Raw genomic sequence first — 16,227 nt, 5'->3', positions numbered from 1 at the left:
TTACTTCGCCGGGATGGATTCAGCGGGTCCCGGCCACACGGGACCGATGAACATCCCTGGAAACCGACACGTTGTTAGGCGGATTATGAGCGACTCAAGCGAACGGCAGGACCAGCCCAAGCAGCCCGACCAGCCGCGCGATCCGCGCGCCGGCTACCATTCCGGCCCGTTCCCGGAACAGGTCCAGAAGCAGCCCGGCCTCACCGCGCCCATGGAGCCCAAGCCGGACCACGGCGAGGAAAGCTACCGCGGCAGCGGTGCCCTGAGCGGCAAGGCTGCCCTGATCACGGGCGGCGACTCCGGAATCGGCAGGGCGGTGGCGATCGCCTTCGCCCGGGAGGGGGCCGACGTCGCCATCTCCTACCTGCCGGAGGAAGAAGACGACGCGCAGGACACCGCCGAGTGGATCCGAAAGGCCGGCCGCAAGGCCCTGCTGCTCCCCGGCGACGGCCGCAGCGAGGACTTCGCGGCGGACATCGTGAAGGCGACGCTGGCCGAATTCGGGCGCCTCGACGTCCTGGTGCTCAATGCGGCCTACCAGAAGAACCGCGAGAGCTTCGAATCACTGCCCACCGAAGAGTTTGATCGCGTTTTCAAAACCAATCTGTACTCCCTGCTCTGGACGGCCCGTGCCGCGGTCCCGCATCTGGAAGCGGGTGCGTCGATCATCACCACGGCGTCAATCCAGGCCTTCAACCCGTCCCCGGAACTCATTGACTACGCCATGACCAAGGCGGCCCAGGTGGCTTTCACCAAAGCCCTGGCTCAGGAGCTCGGACCCAAGGGGATCAGGGTCAACGCCGTGGCCCCGGGTCCCATCTGGACACCGCTGATTCCGGCCACCGAATGGCCCGACAAGCTCCTGTCCTTCGGCCAGGACACGCCCCTGCAGCGGGCGGGGCAGCCGGCGGAGCTCGCGGCCGCCTATGTCCTTCTCGCCTCCGACCACGGTTCCTACATTTCCGGAGCCGTGCTTCCGGTCACCGGAGGCAAGGGTCTCTGAACCCGCTCTGAACCCGCTCCGGACCCGTCCACTGCCAGCTAGTCGCATTTCCAGCACGAGTTTCCAGTACCAGGAGGAATGACATGACTGAAAACCAGCAGGATCCCAAGTCCGTCACCGAGGAAGCGGGCGGCTACGGCACGCCGACCGCCGAGCAGGAGATGGGCGGCGATGGGAAGAAATTTGCCCAGCCCCGCGAGGAGGAGGCCTTCGACGCCGCCGGGCTGAACCAGGACAGCCCCGACGGCGAGACGTATCCGGCCGGCGCGCCGGACCTGAGCCAGTTCGGTGCAGAAGACCAAGACAGTGCAGGAGAACCCGGAGCAGGACGCTTCGGAGGAGCGGAGGAACAAATGAGTTCAGAAAACGCCAGCGCAACCCCCGGCTTCGACCCGGACGCCTCGGAGAATTCCGAGGCGGCAGTGCCGTCGTCGGAAGCGGAGATGGACGGTGCCAACACGGAAGAGCCCGACGCCGGGCGGCCCTTCTCCTCTGAGTCCGGACAGGACGCGGCGGGGCTGCCGGACGGCTCCGGGACGGACCTGCCGGAGAACAAGTCGCCGAAGGACCGCGACGATGACAAGAACGCCTTCGACGCCGGCTAGTCCCAGGCCCGTCGCGCCCCGGCGCTGCCGGCCGTGACAGCGAAAAGGCCGGACTCCTGCCCGTGGGCGGAGTCCGGCCTTTCTCGTCGGCGGGGTTGCCCGCCCGCAGCGCGCTTCCGGGCGGCGTTCTTTAGCGGCGCTTCTTGGGGGAGCGCTTGACGGCTGCCTTGACCGCGGCCGTCGAAGCTGCGGCCGGCGCGGAATCTTCGGTTTCCGGTTCGGCCACCGTGCCGCGCACCTTCGCGATCGCCTTCATGCCGTGGTAGATCACCAGGGCCGCGGCCGAGCCGAGCGCAATCCCGGTGAACTTCAAGTCGCCGATGGTCCAGGTGTAGTCGGCAATCCCGACAATCAGGGCGACGGCGGCCGTGGTCAGGTTGATCGAGTTGGAGAAGTTCACCTTGTTCTGGACCCAGATTTTCACGCCCAGCACGCCGATCATGCCGTACAGCATCGTGGCCGCGCCGCCCAGGACGCCGGCGGGGACGGTGGCGATAAGCTCGCCAAACTTCGGCGAGAAGCTCAGGATCACAGCGAAGGCGCCGGCCACCCAGTACGCCGCCGTCGAATACACCTTGGTGGCGGCCATGACGCCGATGTTCTCGGCGTAGGTGGTCGTCCCGGACCCGCCGCCAAGACCGGCAAGTACGGTGGCGGCGCCGTCGGCCAGCAGCGCGCGGCCGGAGACGCCGTCGAGGTTCTGCCCCGTCATGGCGGACACGGATTTCACGTGGCCGATGTTCTCTGCCACCAGCACCAGTACGACCGGCACGAAGAGGCCCACGACGCCCAGGTGGAATTCGGGGGTCTGGAAATGCGGCAGGCCCACCCACCCAGCACTGTCCACCTTGGAGAAGTCCACCTCGCCCCGGATCATCGCAACAAGGTAGCCCACCAGGACACCCACCAGGATGCTCAGCCGGCCCAGCATGCCGCGGAACAGCACGCTGACCACGATGATGACGGCCAGGGTGATGAAGGCGGTGACGGGGGCCTGGTCGAAGTTGGCCTTCGCCGCGGGTGCCAGGTTCAGGCCGATCAGCGCCACGATCGCGCCGGTCACGATCGGCGGCATGACCCGGTTGATCCAGCCGGCGCCGAACTTCTGCACTACGGCGCCGACGACGGCGAGGGTCGCGCCTGCCAGGACCACGCCGCCGAGTGCCCCGGGGACGCCGAACTGCTGCTGGGAAGCCATGATCGGCGCGATGAACGCGAAGCTGGAACCGAGGTAGCTGGGCACCCGTCCCTGCGTGATGACCAGGAACAGGAGCGTGCCAATGCCGGAGAAGAACAGGGTGGTGGCTGGCGGCATGCCCGTGATGATCGGGACCAGGAAGGTGGCACCGAACATGGCCACAACATGCTGCATCCCGATCCCTACCGTCAGGGGCCAGGTGAGCCGCTCATCCGGCCTGACGACCTCACCGGGGCGGACGGACTTGCCGTTGCCGTGGAGCTTCCATTTGGTGCCGAGCATGCTCATGCCGGGAGCCTTTCAGAGAATGTGGGGCGGGCGGGAAGGAATCTTCCCGAGCAACTTTACCGCGCAGCATTTACCGGCCGTCCCGTCGGGCCGGCGTGCTGCGGGCCGGGCCGGTGTGCCCGAGGTCACAGGGCGCAGCGGGAAGCAGGCGCCGTCCGTTGAAGTTGCAACTATTGACAGCAGGAGACGCCGGCCGCCCAAGAGTGCGCCGGCCCAGCGAAAGGGATGCCCATGACACTCGCCCACGATGAAGCAGTAATCGAGGCAGCCGCCGTCGACGCCATCTTTGCCGAAGCCCGCACGGCGAACGCCTTCACCGGCGACGTTACCGACGAGCAGGCCCGCGCGATTTACGAACTGACGAAGTTCGGCCCCACGGCGTTCAACTCCCAGCCGCTGCGCGTTACGTACGTGCGCTCCGACGAAGCCCGCGCCACGCTTGTTGATGCGCTGGCCGCCGGAAACCGCGCCAAGACGGCATCAGCGCCGCTCGTCGCGGTCCTGAGCTACGACACCGCGTGGCAGGACCAGTGGGACGCGTTCCTTCCCGGCTACAACGCCCCCAAGGCCATGTATGAGGCCGCGCCGGATCTCGCCGCGGCCACGGGCAACAACAACGCCCACCTGCAGGCCGGCTACTTCATCCTCGCGGTCCGCACCCTGGGCCTCGCGGCAGGTCCCATGACCGGTGCCGACTTCGCCAAGATCGACGCTGCGTTCTTCCCCGACGGGAGCCAGAAGAGCTTCCTGGTGGTCAACATCGGCCAGCCCGGGGCAGACGCCTGGGGCGAAGCCAAGCCGAAATTCGCCTACGAGGACGTCGTCCGCACCGTCTAACAGCCTGCGGCGCCGTTCTCCGGCACTGTCCTTGCGCGGAGGTGCCTCCGGCACCATGGGGGACAGGCCGGAGGCACGCGGGATGCGATTCTGCGGTTCAGCGCAAGGCCCACATCCAAGGCCACTTCCCATTTTAGTCCGCGCCGTCGCCGCCGGCACTGTGAGTTTGCGGCGCCTGCCCGGCCCCGGAGGCGCCGCGGCGTGGCACACTTTTCCCATGCGGAACCTGATCGCGGTGGCCTTCGTGGAACCGGTAGCCGAAGGGCTCGAGTTTCCCCGGGATGACTGGCCGCTGCATCTCACCCTGGTCAAGTTCGACGTGGTCAAGGCCGGCGTCGTGAAGTCCGACGTCGTCGAACCCGGCCAGGAAACCGGCGCCGAACCCGCGTCGGGCACGCCGCCGGCCGCGGGAGATCCGCTCGCCGACCACATTGCCGCCCTCATGGCGGACCCGGTGGCCGCTGCCCTGGGTTGCCGGCTCAGCGTGGGCGGCGAAGCCGGGTTCGGGCGCGCAGGGTCAATCCCGGTCAACCTGATTGAACCCAGCGACGAGCTGCAGGTCCTCCACAACGAGCTGGTCCGGATCGTGGATCAGCTGCCCGGCCGGATCTCCACGCCTGCCTACACCCTGGAGGGGTACCGGCCGCACGTCTCGCACCACGGCGACAAACGGCTCCGGCAGGGCGACACGTTCGCGCTTGACCGAATAGCGCTCGTGGACATGGCGCCCGACGGCGGGCACGCCACGCGCCGGATCCTGAAGTTGTGGACCGCCGGCCAGGCGTAGGCGAGGCGCCAGAAACGGCGTCTTGGGAGGGCCCGGCGTCATATCCGCGACGCCGGCGCTGGATTCCTGCGGACCGGGTGCCATACTGGGGTCAACTTCGGCAGCTATTCGAGGGTTATTCGAAGACGAAGTGAGTATTTCGGGCAAATCACAGCGGACCGGGGGGACCACTAAATGATGCTTGACGCCGCGACACTGCGGGTTGCCTTGGCGCTTGTCGACCTCACACTGCTCATGCTTTTCTACTTCATTACGTTCCGGCGCACCCGGTCGCACTACAGCGGCTGGTGGTGCATGGCGCTCCTGCTGTTTCTCGTCGGCAACGCCGCGTACCTGCTGGACGGTACGGCGCAGCAGGGGTGGGCCATCCCTGCCGGCAACGTCCTGCTGGTCGCCGGTGCCGCCAGCATCTGGGCCGGCGGACGATCCCTCCGCGCCCCCTCCCTCCGGCCTTGGCAGCTCGCGGCCGGTCCTGCCGCCACCGCCGTCGCTTCCTTCCTCGACCACCCGGCCACCAACGTCTGGGCGGGAGGCCCGGTGTACCTGGGATTTATGGCCGTGCTGATCGGCCTGGCATCCCGGGAGCTGTTCCTGCTCGAGCGCGACTACTCGCGCGTCCACCGTCCACTCGCCGTGGGCGCCGGCATCCTGGCCGTGTTCTACCTTGGCCGCCTGGTCGCTTTCCTGGTGAACGGACCGGACGGTGCCGTCTTCACGTCGGTGTTCGGCTCCGTCCCCATGACCGTCTTCTCGACGATCACACTCGTGGTTGCTTCCTTCACCATGGCCGAGCTGAGCTACGAACAGCAGACCCAGGATCTCCGGGCACGGGCCACCGTGGACGGCCTCACGGGCCTGCTTAACCGTTCCGCGTTCCTGGACCTCGCCGAAAACGAACTGCGCCGTCTGCGCCGGACCGGCACCACGGCATCGATCATCCTCGCGGACCTGGACCACTTCAAGGCCATCAACGATCAGTTCGGCCACTCGGCCGGGGACTCCGCCCTGCAGGCCTTTGCCAGGGCCTGCTCCGGTACCGTCCGCTCCACCGACCTCGTGGGCCGTTACGGCGGCGAGGAATTCATCCTCCTGCTGCCTGGCGTCACGCCGGACCGGGCACGGGAAATCGCTGCCGACATCAGCGTCCGGCTCCATCAATCCGGCTCCGCAGTCATTCCCCGGCTGCCCACCGTGAGCTACGGCATCGCGTCCACCGGCGCCGGACCGGGCGGCCTCGACGCCGCAGTGATCTCGGCCGACGCGGCCCTCTACCAGGCAAAGACGCTTGGCAGGGACCGCGCCGAATTGGCCACCGGCGGCTGAACTACGAGATAACCCCGTCCACCAGCGCCTTCGCCTCGGCCTGGACCTGCTTGAGGTGCTCGGCACCCTTGAAGGACTCGGCGTAGATCTTGTAGACGTCTTCCGTGCCGGAGGGCCGGGCCGCGAACCAGGCGTTTTCGGTAACGACCTTGAGGCCGCCAATCGCGGCGCCGTTGCCCGGTGCTTCGGTCAGTTTGGCCGTGATCGTTTCGCCGGCCAGTTCGGTCGCGGTGACGTCCGACGGCGAGAGCTTGCCCAGCGCCGCCTTCTGCTCCCGGGTGGCGGCCGCGTCGATCCGGGCGTAGACGGGGTCGCCGAACTGGTCGGTGAGGCCCTTGTACAGCTGCGACGGTGATTTGCCCGTCACCGCCGTGATCTCCGAGGCCAGCAGAGCCAGCAGGATGCCATCCTTGTCGGTGGTCCAGACGCTCCCGTCCATCTTGTTAAAGGAGGCACCGGCGGATTCCTCGCCGCCGAAGGCGCCCTCTCCGGACAGCAGCCCGGGGACGAACCACTTGAAGCCCACGGGCACTTCAACAAGTTTGCGGCCCAGGCTCTCGGCCACGCGGTCGATGATGGATGAGGAAACCAGGGTCTTGCCGATCACGGACTGCGGGTTCCAGCCGGTCCGGTGCCGGTACAGATAATCGATGGCGACGGCGAGGTAGTGGTTCGGGTTCATCAGCCCGCCGTCCGGGGTGACGATCCCGTGGCGGTCGGCATCGGCGTCGTTGCCTGTGGCGACGTCGAACTTGGCGCCGTCGGACATGCGGTTGATCAGGGACGCCATCGCCGACGGCGAGGAGCAATCCATCCGGATCTTCTCGTCCCAGTCCAGCGTCATGAAAGCCCACTGCGGGTCGACGGTCGGGTTGACCACGGTGAGGTTCAGGTGGTGGCGCTCACCGATCTCGCCCCAGTAGTCCACCGACGCTCCGCCCATCGGGTCGGCGCCGATCCGGACGCCCGCCTCGCGGATCGCATTGAGATCCAGTACCGACGGGAGGTCGTCGACGTAGCTGCTCAGGAAATCGAACTTGCCGGTGGTCCCGGCGGCCAGGGCCTCGGCCACCGGAATCCGCTTGACGCCGCGCAGGCCGTTTTCCAGCAGCTCGTTGGCGCGGTTGGCGATCCAGCCGGTGGCGTCGGTGTCCGCGGGGCCGCCGTGCGGAGGGTTGTACTTGAATCCGCCGTCGCCCGGGGGGTTGTGGCTGGGGGTCACCACGATGCCGTCGGCCTGCGGCGCGCCAGGGGCGGCATTGCGGTTGTGCGTCAGGATGGCGTGGCTCAGGGCAGGGGTGGGCGTGTAGCCGTGGCGGGCGTCGATGAGGACGTGCACGCCGTTGGCTGCCAGCACCTCGAGGGCGGAGTTTTGTGCGGGCTCGCTCAGGCCATGGGTGTCCTTGGCCATGTAGAGGGGGCCGGTGATGCCCTGGCCTGCCCGGTATTCCACGATCGCCTGCGTGATGGCGAGGATGTGGGGTTCGTTGAAGGACGCCTTCAGGCTCGATCCCCGATGCCCGGAGGTGCCGAAGGCCACCCGCTGGCCCGGGTCCGAAAGGTCCGGCGAAACGTCGTAGTACGCATCCAAAAGCGCAGTGAGGTCAACAAGGTCTTGGGGTTGGGCAACTGTGCCCGCGCGGCTAGCCATGGCACCAGCATGCCAGACGAGGGCGGGGCGCAACACGGTTTCGCGCCAAACCCGCTCCTGTGACGAAAGAAAACCAGCCAATAGGCCCGGTCCCAAGCCAACCGTGCGGCGGTACGCTGGATCCAAAGACTTCTTGAGGGGACAAGCCATGACTGAACAGCCAAAACAAGGCAAAGACGAGACCCCGGAGGGCTACCAGCCGACCCTGCGCCTCCCGGACCAGCAACCCGACGTTCCGCCGGGGCAGGCACCACCCGCCGGCCCGGATCAGGGACCGTCGGCGACGCAGCAGTTCGCGCAACCCGAATCCCCGCAGCAGCCCTACCCGGGCCAGCAGCCTCACACAGGCCAGCAGCCTCACACAGGCCAGCAGCCTCACACTGGCCAGCAGCCCGACACGGGCGAGCAGCCTCACGTCGGACAGCAGCCCTACACCGGACAACAGCCCTACACCGGCCAGGCGGCACCTGACCGCGGCCAGTACTCAAGCCCGTACCCCCCGATCTACGGCCAGCCGGCCGCCCCGTATGGCCAGCCGTCGCCGTATGCCCAGCCGGGCAGCCCCAACGCCTACGGCCAGCCCGCGTACTACGGCGCGCCGCCGTCGCCCAAGAGTCTGAGCATCGCCAGCATGTGCTGCGGCATCGCGGCACTGGTGGGATTCGGATTCTTCCTGCTCCCACAGCTGGCCGCCGTGATTCTGGGGCACATGGCCCTGCGGCGCGAACCGGCCGGCCGGGGCATGGCGATCGCCGGCCTGGTGATGGGTTACGTGGGCATCGCCGTCACCATCCTGGTCCTGGTCATTTTTGGACTGGTCATCGGCACCGCGCGCAACAGCGGGTACGGAGCCTAGGTCTGCCCTGTGGCGCCGGAGCCGCGCCTGGTCAGGTTGTCAGCGCAGCCACCAGGGGCTTCGCGTTGGCCTCAAGCCAAGCGCGCCGGCGGTTGATCTGGCCGCCCACGCCCTCCTGCCACATCCGCGCCCAGCCGCCGCCCAGGGCGGCGGCGTTGTGCCGCATCCGCTCGTAGCTGAGCGCCGCGGCGTCGATCCCGGCGCCGGGCAGCCGGCGTCGTTCATCCTCGCTCCAGCCGTAGGCATCGGCGAAGATGCGCAGCCGGCGGAACGGATTCTGGTCTTCCCAGCCCGGCCACCTATCTGACGGGTCGCGGAGCGGCACCCAGTGCATGGCGGTGTTGAGCGAATCGTGAAGTGCCGTGGCGGGTCCGGCGAGGTCGAAATCCACCAGTCCCGCGGCCAGGCCGCCCCGGACCACCACATTCTGGGGTGTCACGTCCAGGTGGCAGATGAGTCCGGCGGCGTCGGCGGGGTTCGGCCGGACCGGCCGGGACGGAAACGCGTGGGCCCGCGGCACGAAGCCGGCGGACGCGGTGTGCAGGCGCCGCACCAGGCGGGCCACGGAGGCCAGCAGGTCCTCGGACTGCACCCACGATTCCGGCGGCGACCCGGCGCAGTCTCCCGGCACGAAGGTCAGGACGTCCCGGCCCTGCGGGTCGCGGCCGAGGAAGCGGGGGGAGCCCGCAAAACCGGCGTCGTCCAGCCAGTCGAGGTACTCGGCGACGGCGAGGGATTGCGGCTGGTGCGGGCGGCGGATAGTTCCGCCAACCCGCACCACGCCGTCGGTGACATCGCCTGCCGGCATGAGTTCGACGTCGGACGCCTCGCCGGGGGCGGGGGTGTAGACGCGCGAAGCAACCGGAACGCGATGTGCGGTGCTCATCGGGTCAGCGTACGCCGCCCATGAGCTTCTTGATCGCCGGCGAGGCGACCGCCAGGCCCACAGCCAGCAGCATTGCGGTTCCGCCGATGCCGATGAAGTAGGGCAGCTCGTCCTGCGGGTTGTACAGGCCGGACAGGATGCCGGCCAGGGTGGTGCCCAGGGACACCGAGAGGAAGAACAGTGCCACCATCTGGGTGTGGAAGGCCTTGGGCGCCAGCTTGGTGGTCACAGACAGGCCGATGGGGGAAAGGAACAGCTCTGCAAGCGTGAACAGAAGCAGGATTCCAACCAGAGCCAGCAGAGGGGTCTTGCCACCGCCGGCCAGCGGGATGAACGCCAGGAAAGCAAGGCCCATCACGAACAGGCCGATCGAGAACTTCAGGGCCGAACCGGGCTGCTTGCGGCCGAGCCGGGTCCAGAGGGCGGCCATGATGCCGGCGAAGATGATGATGAACACCGGGTTGATGGACTGGACCCAGGCGGCAGGCATTTCCCAGCCAAACAGGTTCCGGTCCAGCTTCTCCTCCGAGTACACGGCGATGAAGGTGAACTGCTGCTGGAACAGGGCCCAGAACGCCGCGGAGGCGATGTACAGCGGGATGAATGCCGCGACCCGTCCGCGCTCGGTGGGGGTGACCTTCTTGCTGCTGAAGATCAGCGCGAAGTACAGCACCGACGCGCCGATTGCGGCGTAGGCCATGGACATGGCCAGGTTTTCGGCGTTCACGGTGCCGGTCACGAGCAGCGCGGCGATGATCACGGCGATGCCGGCGAAGACGAGGCCGTAGCGGGTGCGCTGGGCGGCCGGGAGCGGGTTCGGTACCCGGTGTGCTTCTTCGGGCAGCTTCTTGCGGCCCAGCGAGTAGATGACAAGGCCAATGGCCATGCCGACGGCGGCGGCGCCGAAGCCCCAGTGGAAGCCCTGGCTTTCCTGCAGCCAGCCGGTGACCAGCGGGCCGATCAGCGCACCGGCGTTGATGCCCATGTAGAAAATGGAGAACCCGGCGTCGCGGCGTTCGTCCTTCTCCCCATACAGGCTGCCGACGAGGGCGGTGGCATTGGCCTTCAGGCCGCCGGAGCCGACGCCCACCAGCACCAGCCCGGCGATCAGGCCGGGTATGCCGGGCACGAGTGCCAGCCCGATGTGGCCGGCCATGATCAGGACGGCCGCGCCGAACAGCACCCGCTCGGACCCGAAGAGCCGGTCCGCGAGCCAGGCGCCGAGGATTGTGGAGAGGTAGACGCCGCCGCCGTAGGCGCCGACGAGGCCGGCCGCCAAAGCTTGTGGAATCTCAAGGCCACCCTGGGCGGCCGTGAAGTACATGTAGTAAAGGAGGATCCCCTGCATTCCGTAGAAGGAGAAGCGCTCCCACATCTCTACGGAGAAAAGGCTGGCCAGCATCTTTGGGTGGCCAAAAAACGAGGTGTCGCCCGGTGTCTTGGTGGGGGGGCGTAACGAGGGATCGCCCGGCGTTATAGCGGGGGGATTGGATAAATGAGTTGTGCTCATTTACTTAATGGTGACATTGTGACGCGCGATTGTCACATTCGAGCAGGCCCGAGGCAAGCAACCGCGGCCGTGTTTTGCCTCTCTTTCCGCCGGTTACGCGGGGCGTTCCGGGCTGGGCGGCTGTGTCCTAGACGGGCTCGCCGGCGGGCTCCTGGGCGGGCTCGCCGGCGTCGAACATAATGATCTGCCGGATGGCGAGGCCGTCCGCCAGCTGGTCCATGGCCCGGTTGATATCGGCCAGGGCGATGCGGTCCGAGATCAGCTCCTCGACGGGCAGTTTCCCGTCCCGCCACAACTGGGCGTATCTCGGGATGTCCCGCGACGGGACGGCGGAGCCCAGGTAGCTGCCCACGATCGTCCGGGCTTCGGCGGTGACGGTCAGCGGCGCCAGCTGGGCGCGGGCCTCGGGGGAGGGCAGTCCCGCCGTGACGGTGGTGCCGCCGGCGGAGGTGGCGGCGAACGCGGTCTCGAACGCGCGGGGATTTCCCGCGCACTCGATCACGAACCTGGCTTTGACCCCGGCGTCGAGGACCTGCTGCGGGGTGTATGTCTCGTGGGCGCCGAGGCGGCGGGCGTGATCGAGTTTCTGCTCCAGCGTGTCCACAGCGACAATCCGCGAGATTCCTTGCGAGACGGCGGTGATGAGCGCCGCCATGCCCACCCCTCCGAGGCCGACGATCATGATGCTGTCCTGCGGGCGGGGCCGGGCCGCGTTGAGCACCGCGCCGCCGCCGGTCAGCACGGCGCAGCCCAGCACTGCCGCAATGTCCGCGGGGATGTCGTCGTCCACCGGCACGGCGGAAGCGCGGTCCACGACGGCGTGGGTGGCGAAGCCTGAGACGCCCAGGTGGTGGTGGACGGGCTCGCCGTCGCGGCTCAGGAGCCGGGATCCGTGCAGCAGGGTCCCGTCGTTGTTGCTCTTGGACCCTGCCGTGCAGGGCAGCCGGCCGTCCTCGGCGCAGTTCGCGCAGTTCTCGCAGCGGGGCAGGAAGGACATGACCACGCGCTGACCGGGCTGCAGGTCCGTTACGCCGGAACCGACCGTCACGATGCGGCCCGCGGCCTCGTGGCCCAGCAGCATGGGAACGGGCCGGACCCGGTTGCCGTCGACGACGCTCAGGTCCGAATGGCAAATCCCGGCGGCCTCCATCCGGACAAGGATCTCGGTGGGCCCGGGAGCCGCCAGTTCCAGCTCGGAGATGCTGATCGGCCTGGACTCCGCGAAGGGGCGGGGGCGGCCGATTTCCTCAAGTACTGCACCGGTGATCTTCATCGATCCTCTTTCGCGGCCTGGTCGGGTTTGAGTGAACGATAGCCGCCTGCCGCCGCCAGCGTCCATTTGGGGGCTGGAGAGGTCCGCCGGCGGCCGCGGGCTTGGGGTGGCTGGGGGCTTGGGTTGGCTGGTTTCCTGGGCCGCACCGGGGGACATGCCCATTCGTGGTGCCCGGGGGTGTGTGTTGGCTGAGTTCCTGGATGCCAGCTGGGGACATGCTCATTTTTGGTGCCCGGGGGTGTGTGGGCTGAGTTCCTGGGCCTCACCGGGGGACATGCCCATTCGTGGTGCCCGGGCGTGTGTGTGGGCTGAGTTTCTGGATGCCAGCTGGGGACATGCTCATTTTTGGTGCCCGGGCGTGGACAAGATGGCATTATGTCCACCCGCCTCGGCCACGGGCGGACATGTCCGTGATGAGTTCCGGACATGTCCATTGCGCGGCGTGAAGGGCGGGCGGTCCATTGCGCGGCGTGCGGAATGGGCATGTCCCGACTGGTGGAGGACGGACATGTCCGGTGCCCGATGTGAGTTCCGGACATGTCCCCTGCGCGGCGTCAGGAGTGGGCATGCCCACGGGTGAGTGCCGGGTCCACGGCTAGAAGCCCAATTCGGCGGCCACCTGCAGCAGGAGCCCCTCGGAGCCCATCGGCCCGATCACCTGGATGCCCATCGGCAGGCCGGAACCAGGGGCGCCGCCGGTCCAGTGCACCGGGATGCTGATGGCCGGCAGCCCGCAAACGTTGACCATGGATGACCATGGAGCGTACTCGCACTGTTTGCGGTAGTCGCCGTCGGCGTCGCCCGCCCATTCCGCGGCCGGCCAGTAGCCTCCGCCGTGGGTCGCGCCCGTGAACCAGCCCACCGGACGGGGTGTCTGCGCCAGGGCCGGCGTCACTATGAGGTCCCATTGGGCGTACTGGACAATCGTGTCCTGCTGGAACTGCCGGAGGAACCCGAGGGATTCGTTAAGTTTGGCTGCACTGCGCTGCTGTGCCCGCCGGCGGAAAGTCCTGGTGAGCGGTGTCAGGAGCGCCTCGCGCTGCGACGAGATGCGCGCGCTGCCAATGCCGGCCGTCCAGGCTGTGGTGAAAGCATCCGGGTAGCGGTTGTCGTAGCGAATCGCGGCTTCCATGGTCTCGTGCCCCGCCGCCTCCAGCCGTGAGATGCCGTCCGCGAGTGCGTCGAGCGCCTCACTGTCCGGGATGAAGGGAAACTTCGCTTGCCACGGGCTGTCGAGGCTTATGCCGATCCTCAGCGGTCGGGGCTCCCTGGCGGTCAGTTCGAGGTAGCCGGCGAGCGTCCGGCTGCCCATGCCCGGACCGCCCGCACCCTGATTGCCCGGGCCCGGCACCAGAGCATCCAGCAGCAGCGCGGCGTCGGCGGCGGAGCGGGCGAGCGGTCCGGCAACCACGAGCTGCGCGGGATCGCCCGAGCTTCCCCCGGCTGGCAGAAGCCCACGTCCGGGCTTCAACCCGACCAGTCCGCATGCCGCGGCCGGGATCCGCACGGAGCCCCCGCCGTCGGACCCTGGGGCGAACGGCAACAGCCCCGCGGCCACCGCGGCAGCGCTGCCGCCCGAGGAGCCGCCCGAACTGCGGCTGAGTGCATACGGATTGCGCGACGGCGGGGCGATCCGGTTCTCGCTGTAGGCGGTCAGGCCGAACTCCGGGACCTGTGTCTTGCCCAGCGAGAGGACCCCGGCGGCCTTGAGCGCGGCGGGAACTGCGCCGTCGGCCAAGGCCGGCTTGCGTTCCAGGGCCGCGCTTCCATGCGTGGTGACGACCCCTGCCACATCCGTCAGGTCCTTGAAGGCGACCGGCATTCCATGCAGCAGGGGCAAGGCGCCGCCGTTCCGGCTCCGGAGGGCGTAGCGCCGGTCAGCTGCCGTGGCGTCTTTCCGCGCCTGTTCCGCGGTGACCGTGATGAAGGCACCGAGGTGCGGATTCTCGGCTTCGATCCGGTCCAGGAAATGATCGGCGGCAACCCTGGCGGACAGCTCCCCGGAACGGAGCGCATCGCGGAGCTCGACGGCGGAGATTTCGTGGATTTCAGCCAAGGAGGCGGGGCTCCGGCCGTACGTGGGGCCGCGCGGGCCGGCTACCCGGGGGGCATGCCCATTCCTGGGACCGGAGGAAGGACACGTTGGCATCATGCCCAGCGCGCGCGGCCAGGGGAGGGCATGTCCCGTGGCAAGGGCCGCGGACCGGCCGCTCCGCGGGGTGTTCGGCAGCCATGAGGTCTCCTTTGCGGTCCCCAGAAGCGTAACGTGCCGCCAGCGGGGGTGCGGTGCCAGCGGCGGGGGATACGCTGGGATCGGAGCTTGAATTCTGCGGAAAGGGTCAACATGAGCGACTTCCAGAGCGTAAGCGTGTCTGGCATCCCCGATGGTGCCAAGATCGTGGACGTCCGCGAGGACTATGAGTGGGCTGCGGGCCACGCCGAGGGTGCCCTGCACATTCCCATGGACCAGTTGCCGGCCCGGATCGAGGAGTTGGACCCGGACGAGGACGTCTACGTCATCTGCCGCACCGGCGGCCGCTCCTTCCGGGCCACCCAGTGGCTGGTCGGAATGGGATATTCCGCCGTGAATGTGGCCGGCGGCATGGACCAGTGGGTTGAGACCGGCATGCCGCTGGTGTCCGACAACGGCCTCAAACCGGTTGTCCTGTAACTGAAGAAGGAAGAACTGATGCCCGCACCGACGCTCACCTACACATTCCTCGGACCCGAGGGCACCTTCACCGAAGCGGCCCTGATGCAGGTCCCGGACGCGGCGGAGGCCATCCGCATTCCGTCCTCGAATGTGAACACGGCGCTGGACAAGGTGCGGGACGGCTCCGCCGATGCGGCCATGGTACCGATCGAAAACTCGGTCGAGGGCGGGGTCACCGCCACCCTCGACGCCATCGCCACCGGCCAGGAACTCCGGATCCTCCGGGAGGCCCTGGTGCCCATCAGTTTCGTCCTGGTGGCCAGGCCCGGCGTGGCGCTCGGGGACATCCGGCGCGTCTCCACCCACGGCCACGCCTGGGCCCAGTGCAGGCTCTGGGTGGACGCCAATATTCCCAATGCGGAATATATTCCCGGTTCTTCCACCGCCGCTGCCGCCATGGGCTTGCTGGATGGCGACGGCGCCCACTACGACGCCGCGATCTGCGCCCCGATCGTGGCCACCGAGCAGCCGGACCTGAAGGTGCTGGCGGAAAACATCGGCGACAACCCCGGCGCCGTCACCCGGTTCGTGCTGGTGGGCCGCCCGGGCGAACTGCCGGCCCCCACCGGAGCCGACAAGACCACTGTCGTGGTGCCGCTGCCCGAGGACCGGCCGGGTGCGCTGATGGAGATCCTGGACCAGTTCGCCACCCGCGGCGTAAACCTGAGCCGGATCGAATCCCGGCCCACCGGGCAGTACCTGGGCCACTATTTCTTCAGCATTGACGCCGACGGCCATGTCGCCGACGCCCGGGTGGCCGACGCGCTCGCAGGTCTTCACCGGATCAGCCCGGCCACCCGCTTCCTCGGGTCCTACCAGCGCGCCGACGGCCACCGGACCAGCGTCGCGCCGCACACCTCCGACCAGGCATTCCGCGCCGCGCATGCGTGGGTGAAAGACATACTGGGCGGCGCATCCGCTGTGCCGGAATATACCCCGGGGGCTTCGCCCAGAGCGTAGGCAAATGCCATATGGCGCACTTCCACGCCCTCCCAACTGTGCGTATGCTTGCCTGATCCATATTGGGGAATTCCCCTACGGGAGGGAGCGGGTCATGTCAGGCACCAGCACAGAAAATGACGGCCAGGGAATGATTGTCAATCCCAAGCCCACAGCTGAAAATCAGGACTGGGACGGCGACGACGCCGACCGCGCGGACCGCCTGCGCTTCGAAGAGGAGCAGGCAATGATCCGTGAGCAGTCCGAAGCCCGGGCCGCCAAGGCTGCGGCCGAGGCGAAGAAGGCCGCAGAGGCCAAGAAGGCCGCCAGCGCCTAGTCCCTCGCTCCTGGCGCACTC

The 16,227-nt window shown here is 68.1% G+C and carries 15 protein-coding genes; 9 read left to right on the top strand and 6 right to left on the bottom strand.

Translation table 11 applies throughout. From position 1 onward, the window contains the following. Window positions 1-85: 85 nt before the first annotated feature. Together AC1DKN_RS01000 and AC1DKN_RS00995 are read left to right on the top strand one after the other, a co-directional pair. The gene (locus AC1DKN_RS01000) at window positions 86-1,003 is read left to right on the top strand and encodes an SDR family oxidoreductase (protein WP_476870217.1); all 918 of its coding nucleotides are present in this window, start codon (window positions 86-88) and stop codon (window positions 1,001-1,003) included. An 83-nt stretch (window positions 1,004-1,086) separates the two neighbouring features. Then, entirely contained in the window at window positions 1,087-1,608 is a 522-nt protein-coding gene (locus tag AC1DKN_RS00995; RefSeq protein ID WP_476870216.1) for a hypothetical protein, read from the top strand. 130 nt (window positions 1,609-1,738) lie between these two features. On the opposite strand, the gene AC1DKN_RS00990 is transcribed toward AC1DKN_RS00995, so the two are convergent. Next, window positions 1,739-3,094 (bottom strand): uracil-xanthine permease family protein, encoded by a 1,356-nt coding sequence (locus tag AC1DKN_RS00990; RefSeq protein ID WP_223914722.1) that lies wholly within the window; start codon window positions 3,092-3,094, stop codon window positions 1,739-1,741. Window positions 3,095-3,325: 231 nt separating this feature from the next. On the opposite strand from AC1DKN_RS00990, the gene AC1DKN_RS00985 reads away from it, so the two are divergent. From AC1DKN_RS00985 to AC1DKN_RS00975, 3 genes are all read left to right on the top strand, one after another. Continuing rightward, window positions 3,326-3,931 carry a malonic semialdehyde reductase gene (locus tag AC1DKN_RS00985; RefSeq protein ID WP_476870215.1) on the top strand — a complete coding sequence of 202 codons (606 nt, stop codon included), beginning with the start codon at window positions 3,326-3,328 and terminating at the stop codon, window positions 3,929-3,931. Between the two features lie 217 nt (window positions 3,932-4,148). Continuing rightward, window positions 4,149-4,718: a hypothetical protein gene (locus tag AC1DKN_RS00980; RefSeq protein ID WP_476870214.1), complete on the top strand. Its 570-nt coding sequence runs from the start codon at window positions 4,149-4,151 to the stop codon at window positions 4,716-4,718. Window positions 4,719-4,892: 174 nt separating this feature from the next. Continuing rightward, window positions 4,893-6,041, top strand: a complete 1,149-nt coding sequence (locus AC1DKN_RS00975; protein ID WP_476870213.1) for a GGDEF domain-containing protein — start codon at window positions 4,893-4,895, stop codon at window positions 6,039-6,041. A gap of 1 nt (window position 6,042) precedes the next feature. Here the strand turns inward: AC1DKN_RS00975 and pgm are convergent, their stop codons facing one another. After that, the gene (gene pgm, locus AC1DKN_RS00970) at window positions 6,043-7,692 is read right to left on the bottom strand and encodes a phosphoglucomutase (alpha-D-glucose-1,6-bisphosphate-dependent) (protein ID WP_243178293.1); all 1,650 of its coding nucleotides are present in this window, start codon (window positions 7,690-7,692) and stop codon (window positions 6,043-6,045) included. Between the two features lie 148 nt (window positions 7,693-7,840). On the opposite strand from pgm, the gene AC1DKN_RS00965 reads away from it, so the two are divergent. Beyond that, window positions 7,841-8,548 carry a DUF4190 domain-containing protein gene (locus tag AC1DKN_RS00965; RefSeq protein WP_476870212.1) on the top strand — a complete coding sequence of 236 codons (708 nt, stop codon included), beginning with the start codon at window positions 7,841-7,843 and terminating at the stop codon, window positions 8,546-8,548. A 31-nt stretch (window positions 8,549-8,579) separates the two neighbouring features. On the opposite strand, the gene AC1DKN_RS00960 is transcribed toward AC1DKN_RS00965, so the two are convergent. The 4 genes from AC1DKN_RS00960 to AC1DKN_RS00945 form a co-directional block, all read right to left on the bottom strand. Continuing rightward, a complete protein-coding gene (locus tag AC1DKN_RS00960; RefSeq protein ID WP_476870211.1) occupies window positions 8,580-9,434 on the bottom strand; it encodes a phosphotransferase in 855 nt (284 codons plus the stop codon). 4 nt (window positions 9,435-9,438) lie between these two features. Next, window positions 9,439-10,944: a peptide MFS transporter gene (locus tag AC1DKN_RS00955; protein ID WP_223914716.1), complete on the bottom strand. Its 1,506-nt coding sequence runs from the start codon at window positions 10,942-10,944 to the stop codon at window positions 9,439-9,441. 127 nt (window positions 10,945-11,071) lie between these two features. Then, complete coding sequence (locus AC1DKN_RS00950; RefSeq protein WP_476870210.1) at window positions 11,072-12,217, bottom strand: alcohol dehydrogenase catalytic domain-containing protein; 1,146 nt, start codon at window positions 12,215-12,217, stop codon at window positions 11,072-11,074. A 595-nt stretch (window positions 12,218-12,812) separates the two neighbouring features. After that, the gene (locus tag AC1DKN_RS00945) at window positions 12,813-14,273 is read right to left on the bottom strand and encodes an amidase (protein ID WP_476870209.1); all 1,461 of its coding nucleotides are present in this window, start codon (window positions 14,271-14,273) and stop codon (window positions 12,813-12,815) included. Between the two features lie 288 nt (window positions 14,274-14,561). Here AC1DKN_RS00945 and AC1DKN_RS00940 point away from each other — a divergent pair, with 288 nt between their 5' ends. The 3 genes from AC1DKN_RS00940 to AC1DKN_RS00930 all read left to right on the top strand — a co-directional run bounded on the left by AC1DKN_RS00940 (window position 14,562) and on the right by AC1DKN_RS00930 (window position 16,206). Then, a complete protein-coding gene (locus tag AC1DKN_RS00940; RefSeq protein WP_223914713.1) occupies window positions 14,562-14,888 on the top strand; it encodes a rhodanese-like domain-containing protein in 327 nt (108 codons plus the stop codon). 18 nt (window positions 14,889-14,906) lie between these two features. Next, a complete protein-coding gene (gene pheA / locus AC1DKN_RS00935; RefSeq protein ID WP_476870208.1) occupies window positions 14,907-15,890 on the top strand; it encodes a prephenate dehydratase in 984 nt (327 codons plus the stop codon). Window positions 15,891-15,984: 94 nt separating this feature from the next. Beyond that, window positions 15,985-16,206 carry a hypothetical protein gene (locus AC1DKN_RS00930; RefSeq protein ID WP_018774949.1) on the top strand — a complete coding sequence of 74 codons (222 nt, stop codon included), beginning with the start codon at window positions 15,985-15,987 and terminating at the stop codon, window positions 16,204-16,206. Window positions 16,207-16,227 lie beyond the last annotated feature (21 nt).

This window comes from Arthrobacter sp. 01N444, from assembly GCF_056399305.1.
The sequence above is the reverse complement of the archived record's forward strand: the minus strand, read 5'-3'. Positions and strand labels throughout refer to the sequence as shown.

Bases quoted from the DNA above. Each gene is read 5' to 3' on its own strand.
- AC1DKN_RS00975 (WP_476870213.1), top strand. From the start codon at position 4,893: ATGATGCTTGACGCCGCGACACTGCGGGTTGCCTTGGCGCTTGTCGAC.
- AC1DKN_RS00955 (WP_223914716.1), bottom strand. From the start codon at position 10,944: ATGAGCACAACTCATTTATCCAATCCCCCCGCTATAACGCCGGGCGAT.
- AC1DKN_RS01000 (WP_476870217.1), top strand. From the start codon at position 86: ATGAGCGACTCAAGCGAACGGCAGGACCAGCCCAAGCAGCCCGACCAG.
- pgm (WP_243178293.1), bottom strand. From the start codon at position 7,692: ATGGCTAGCCGCGCGGGCACAGTTGCCCAACCCCAAGACCTTGTTGAC.
- AC1DKN_RS00950 (WP_476870210.1), bottom strand. From the start codon at position 12,217: ATGAAGATCACCGGTGCAGTACTTGAGGAAATCGGCCGCCCCCGCCCC.
- AC1DKN_RS00980 (WP_476870214.1), top strand. From the start codon at position 4,149: ATGCGGAACCTGATCGCGGTGGCCTTCGTGGAACCGGTAGCCGAAGGG.
- AC1DKN_RS00990 (WP_223914722.1), bottom strand. From the start codon at position 3,094: ATGAGCATGCTCGGCACCAAATGGAAGCTCCACGGCAACGGCAAGTCC.
- AC1DKN_RS00995 (WP_476870216.1), top strand. From the start codon at position 1,087: ATGACTGAAAACCAGCAGGATCCCAAGTCCGTCACCGAGGAAGCGGGC.
- pheA (WP_476870208.1), top strand. From the start codon at position 14,907: ATGCCCGCACCGACGCTCACCTACACATTCCTCGGACCCGAGGGCACC.
- AC1DKN_RS00965 (WP_476870212.1), top strand. From the start codon at position 7,841: ATGACTGAACAGCCAAAACAAGGCAAAGACGAGACCCCGGAGGGCTAC.
- AC1DKN_RS00985 (WP_476870215.1), top strand. From the start codon at position 3,326: ATGACACTCGCCCACGATGAAGCAGTAATCGAGGCAGCCGCCGTCGAC.
- AC1DKN_RS00940 (WP_223914713.1), top strand. From the start codon at position 14,562: ATGAGCGACTTCCAGAGCGTAAGCGTGTCTGGCATCCCCGATGGTGCC.
- AC1DKN_RS00930 (WP_018774949.1), top strand. From the start codon at position 15,985: ATGTCAGGCACCAGCACAGAAAATGACGGCCAGGGAATGATTGTCAAT.
- AC1DKN_RS00960 (WP_476870211.1), bottom strand. From the start codon at position 9,434: ATGAGCACCGCACATCGCGTTCCGGTTGCTTCGCGCGTCTACACCCCC.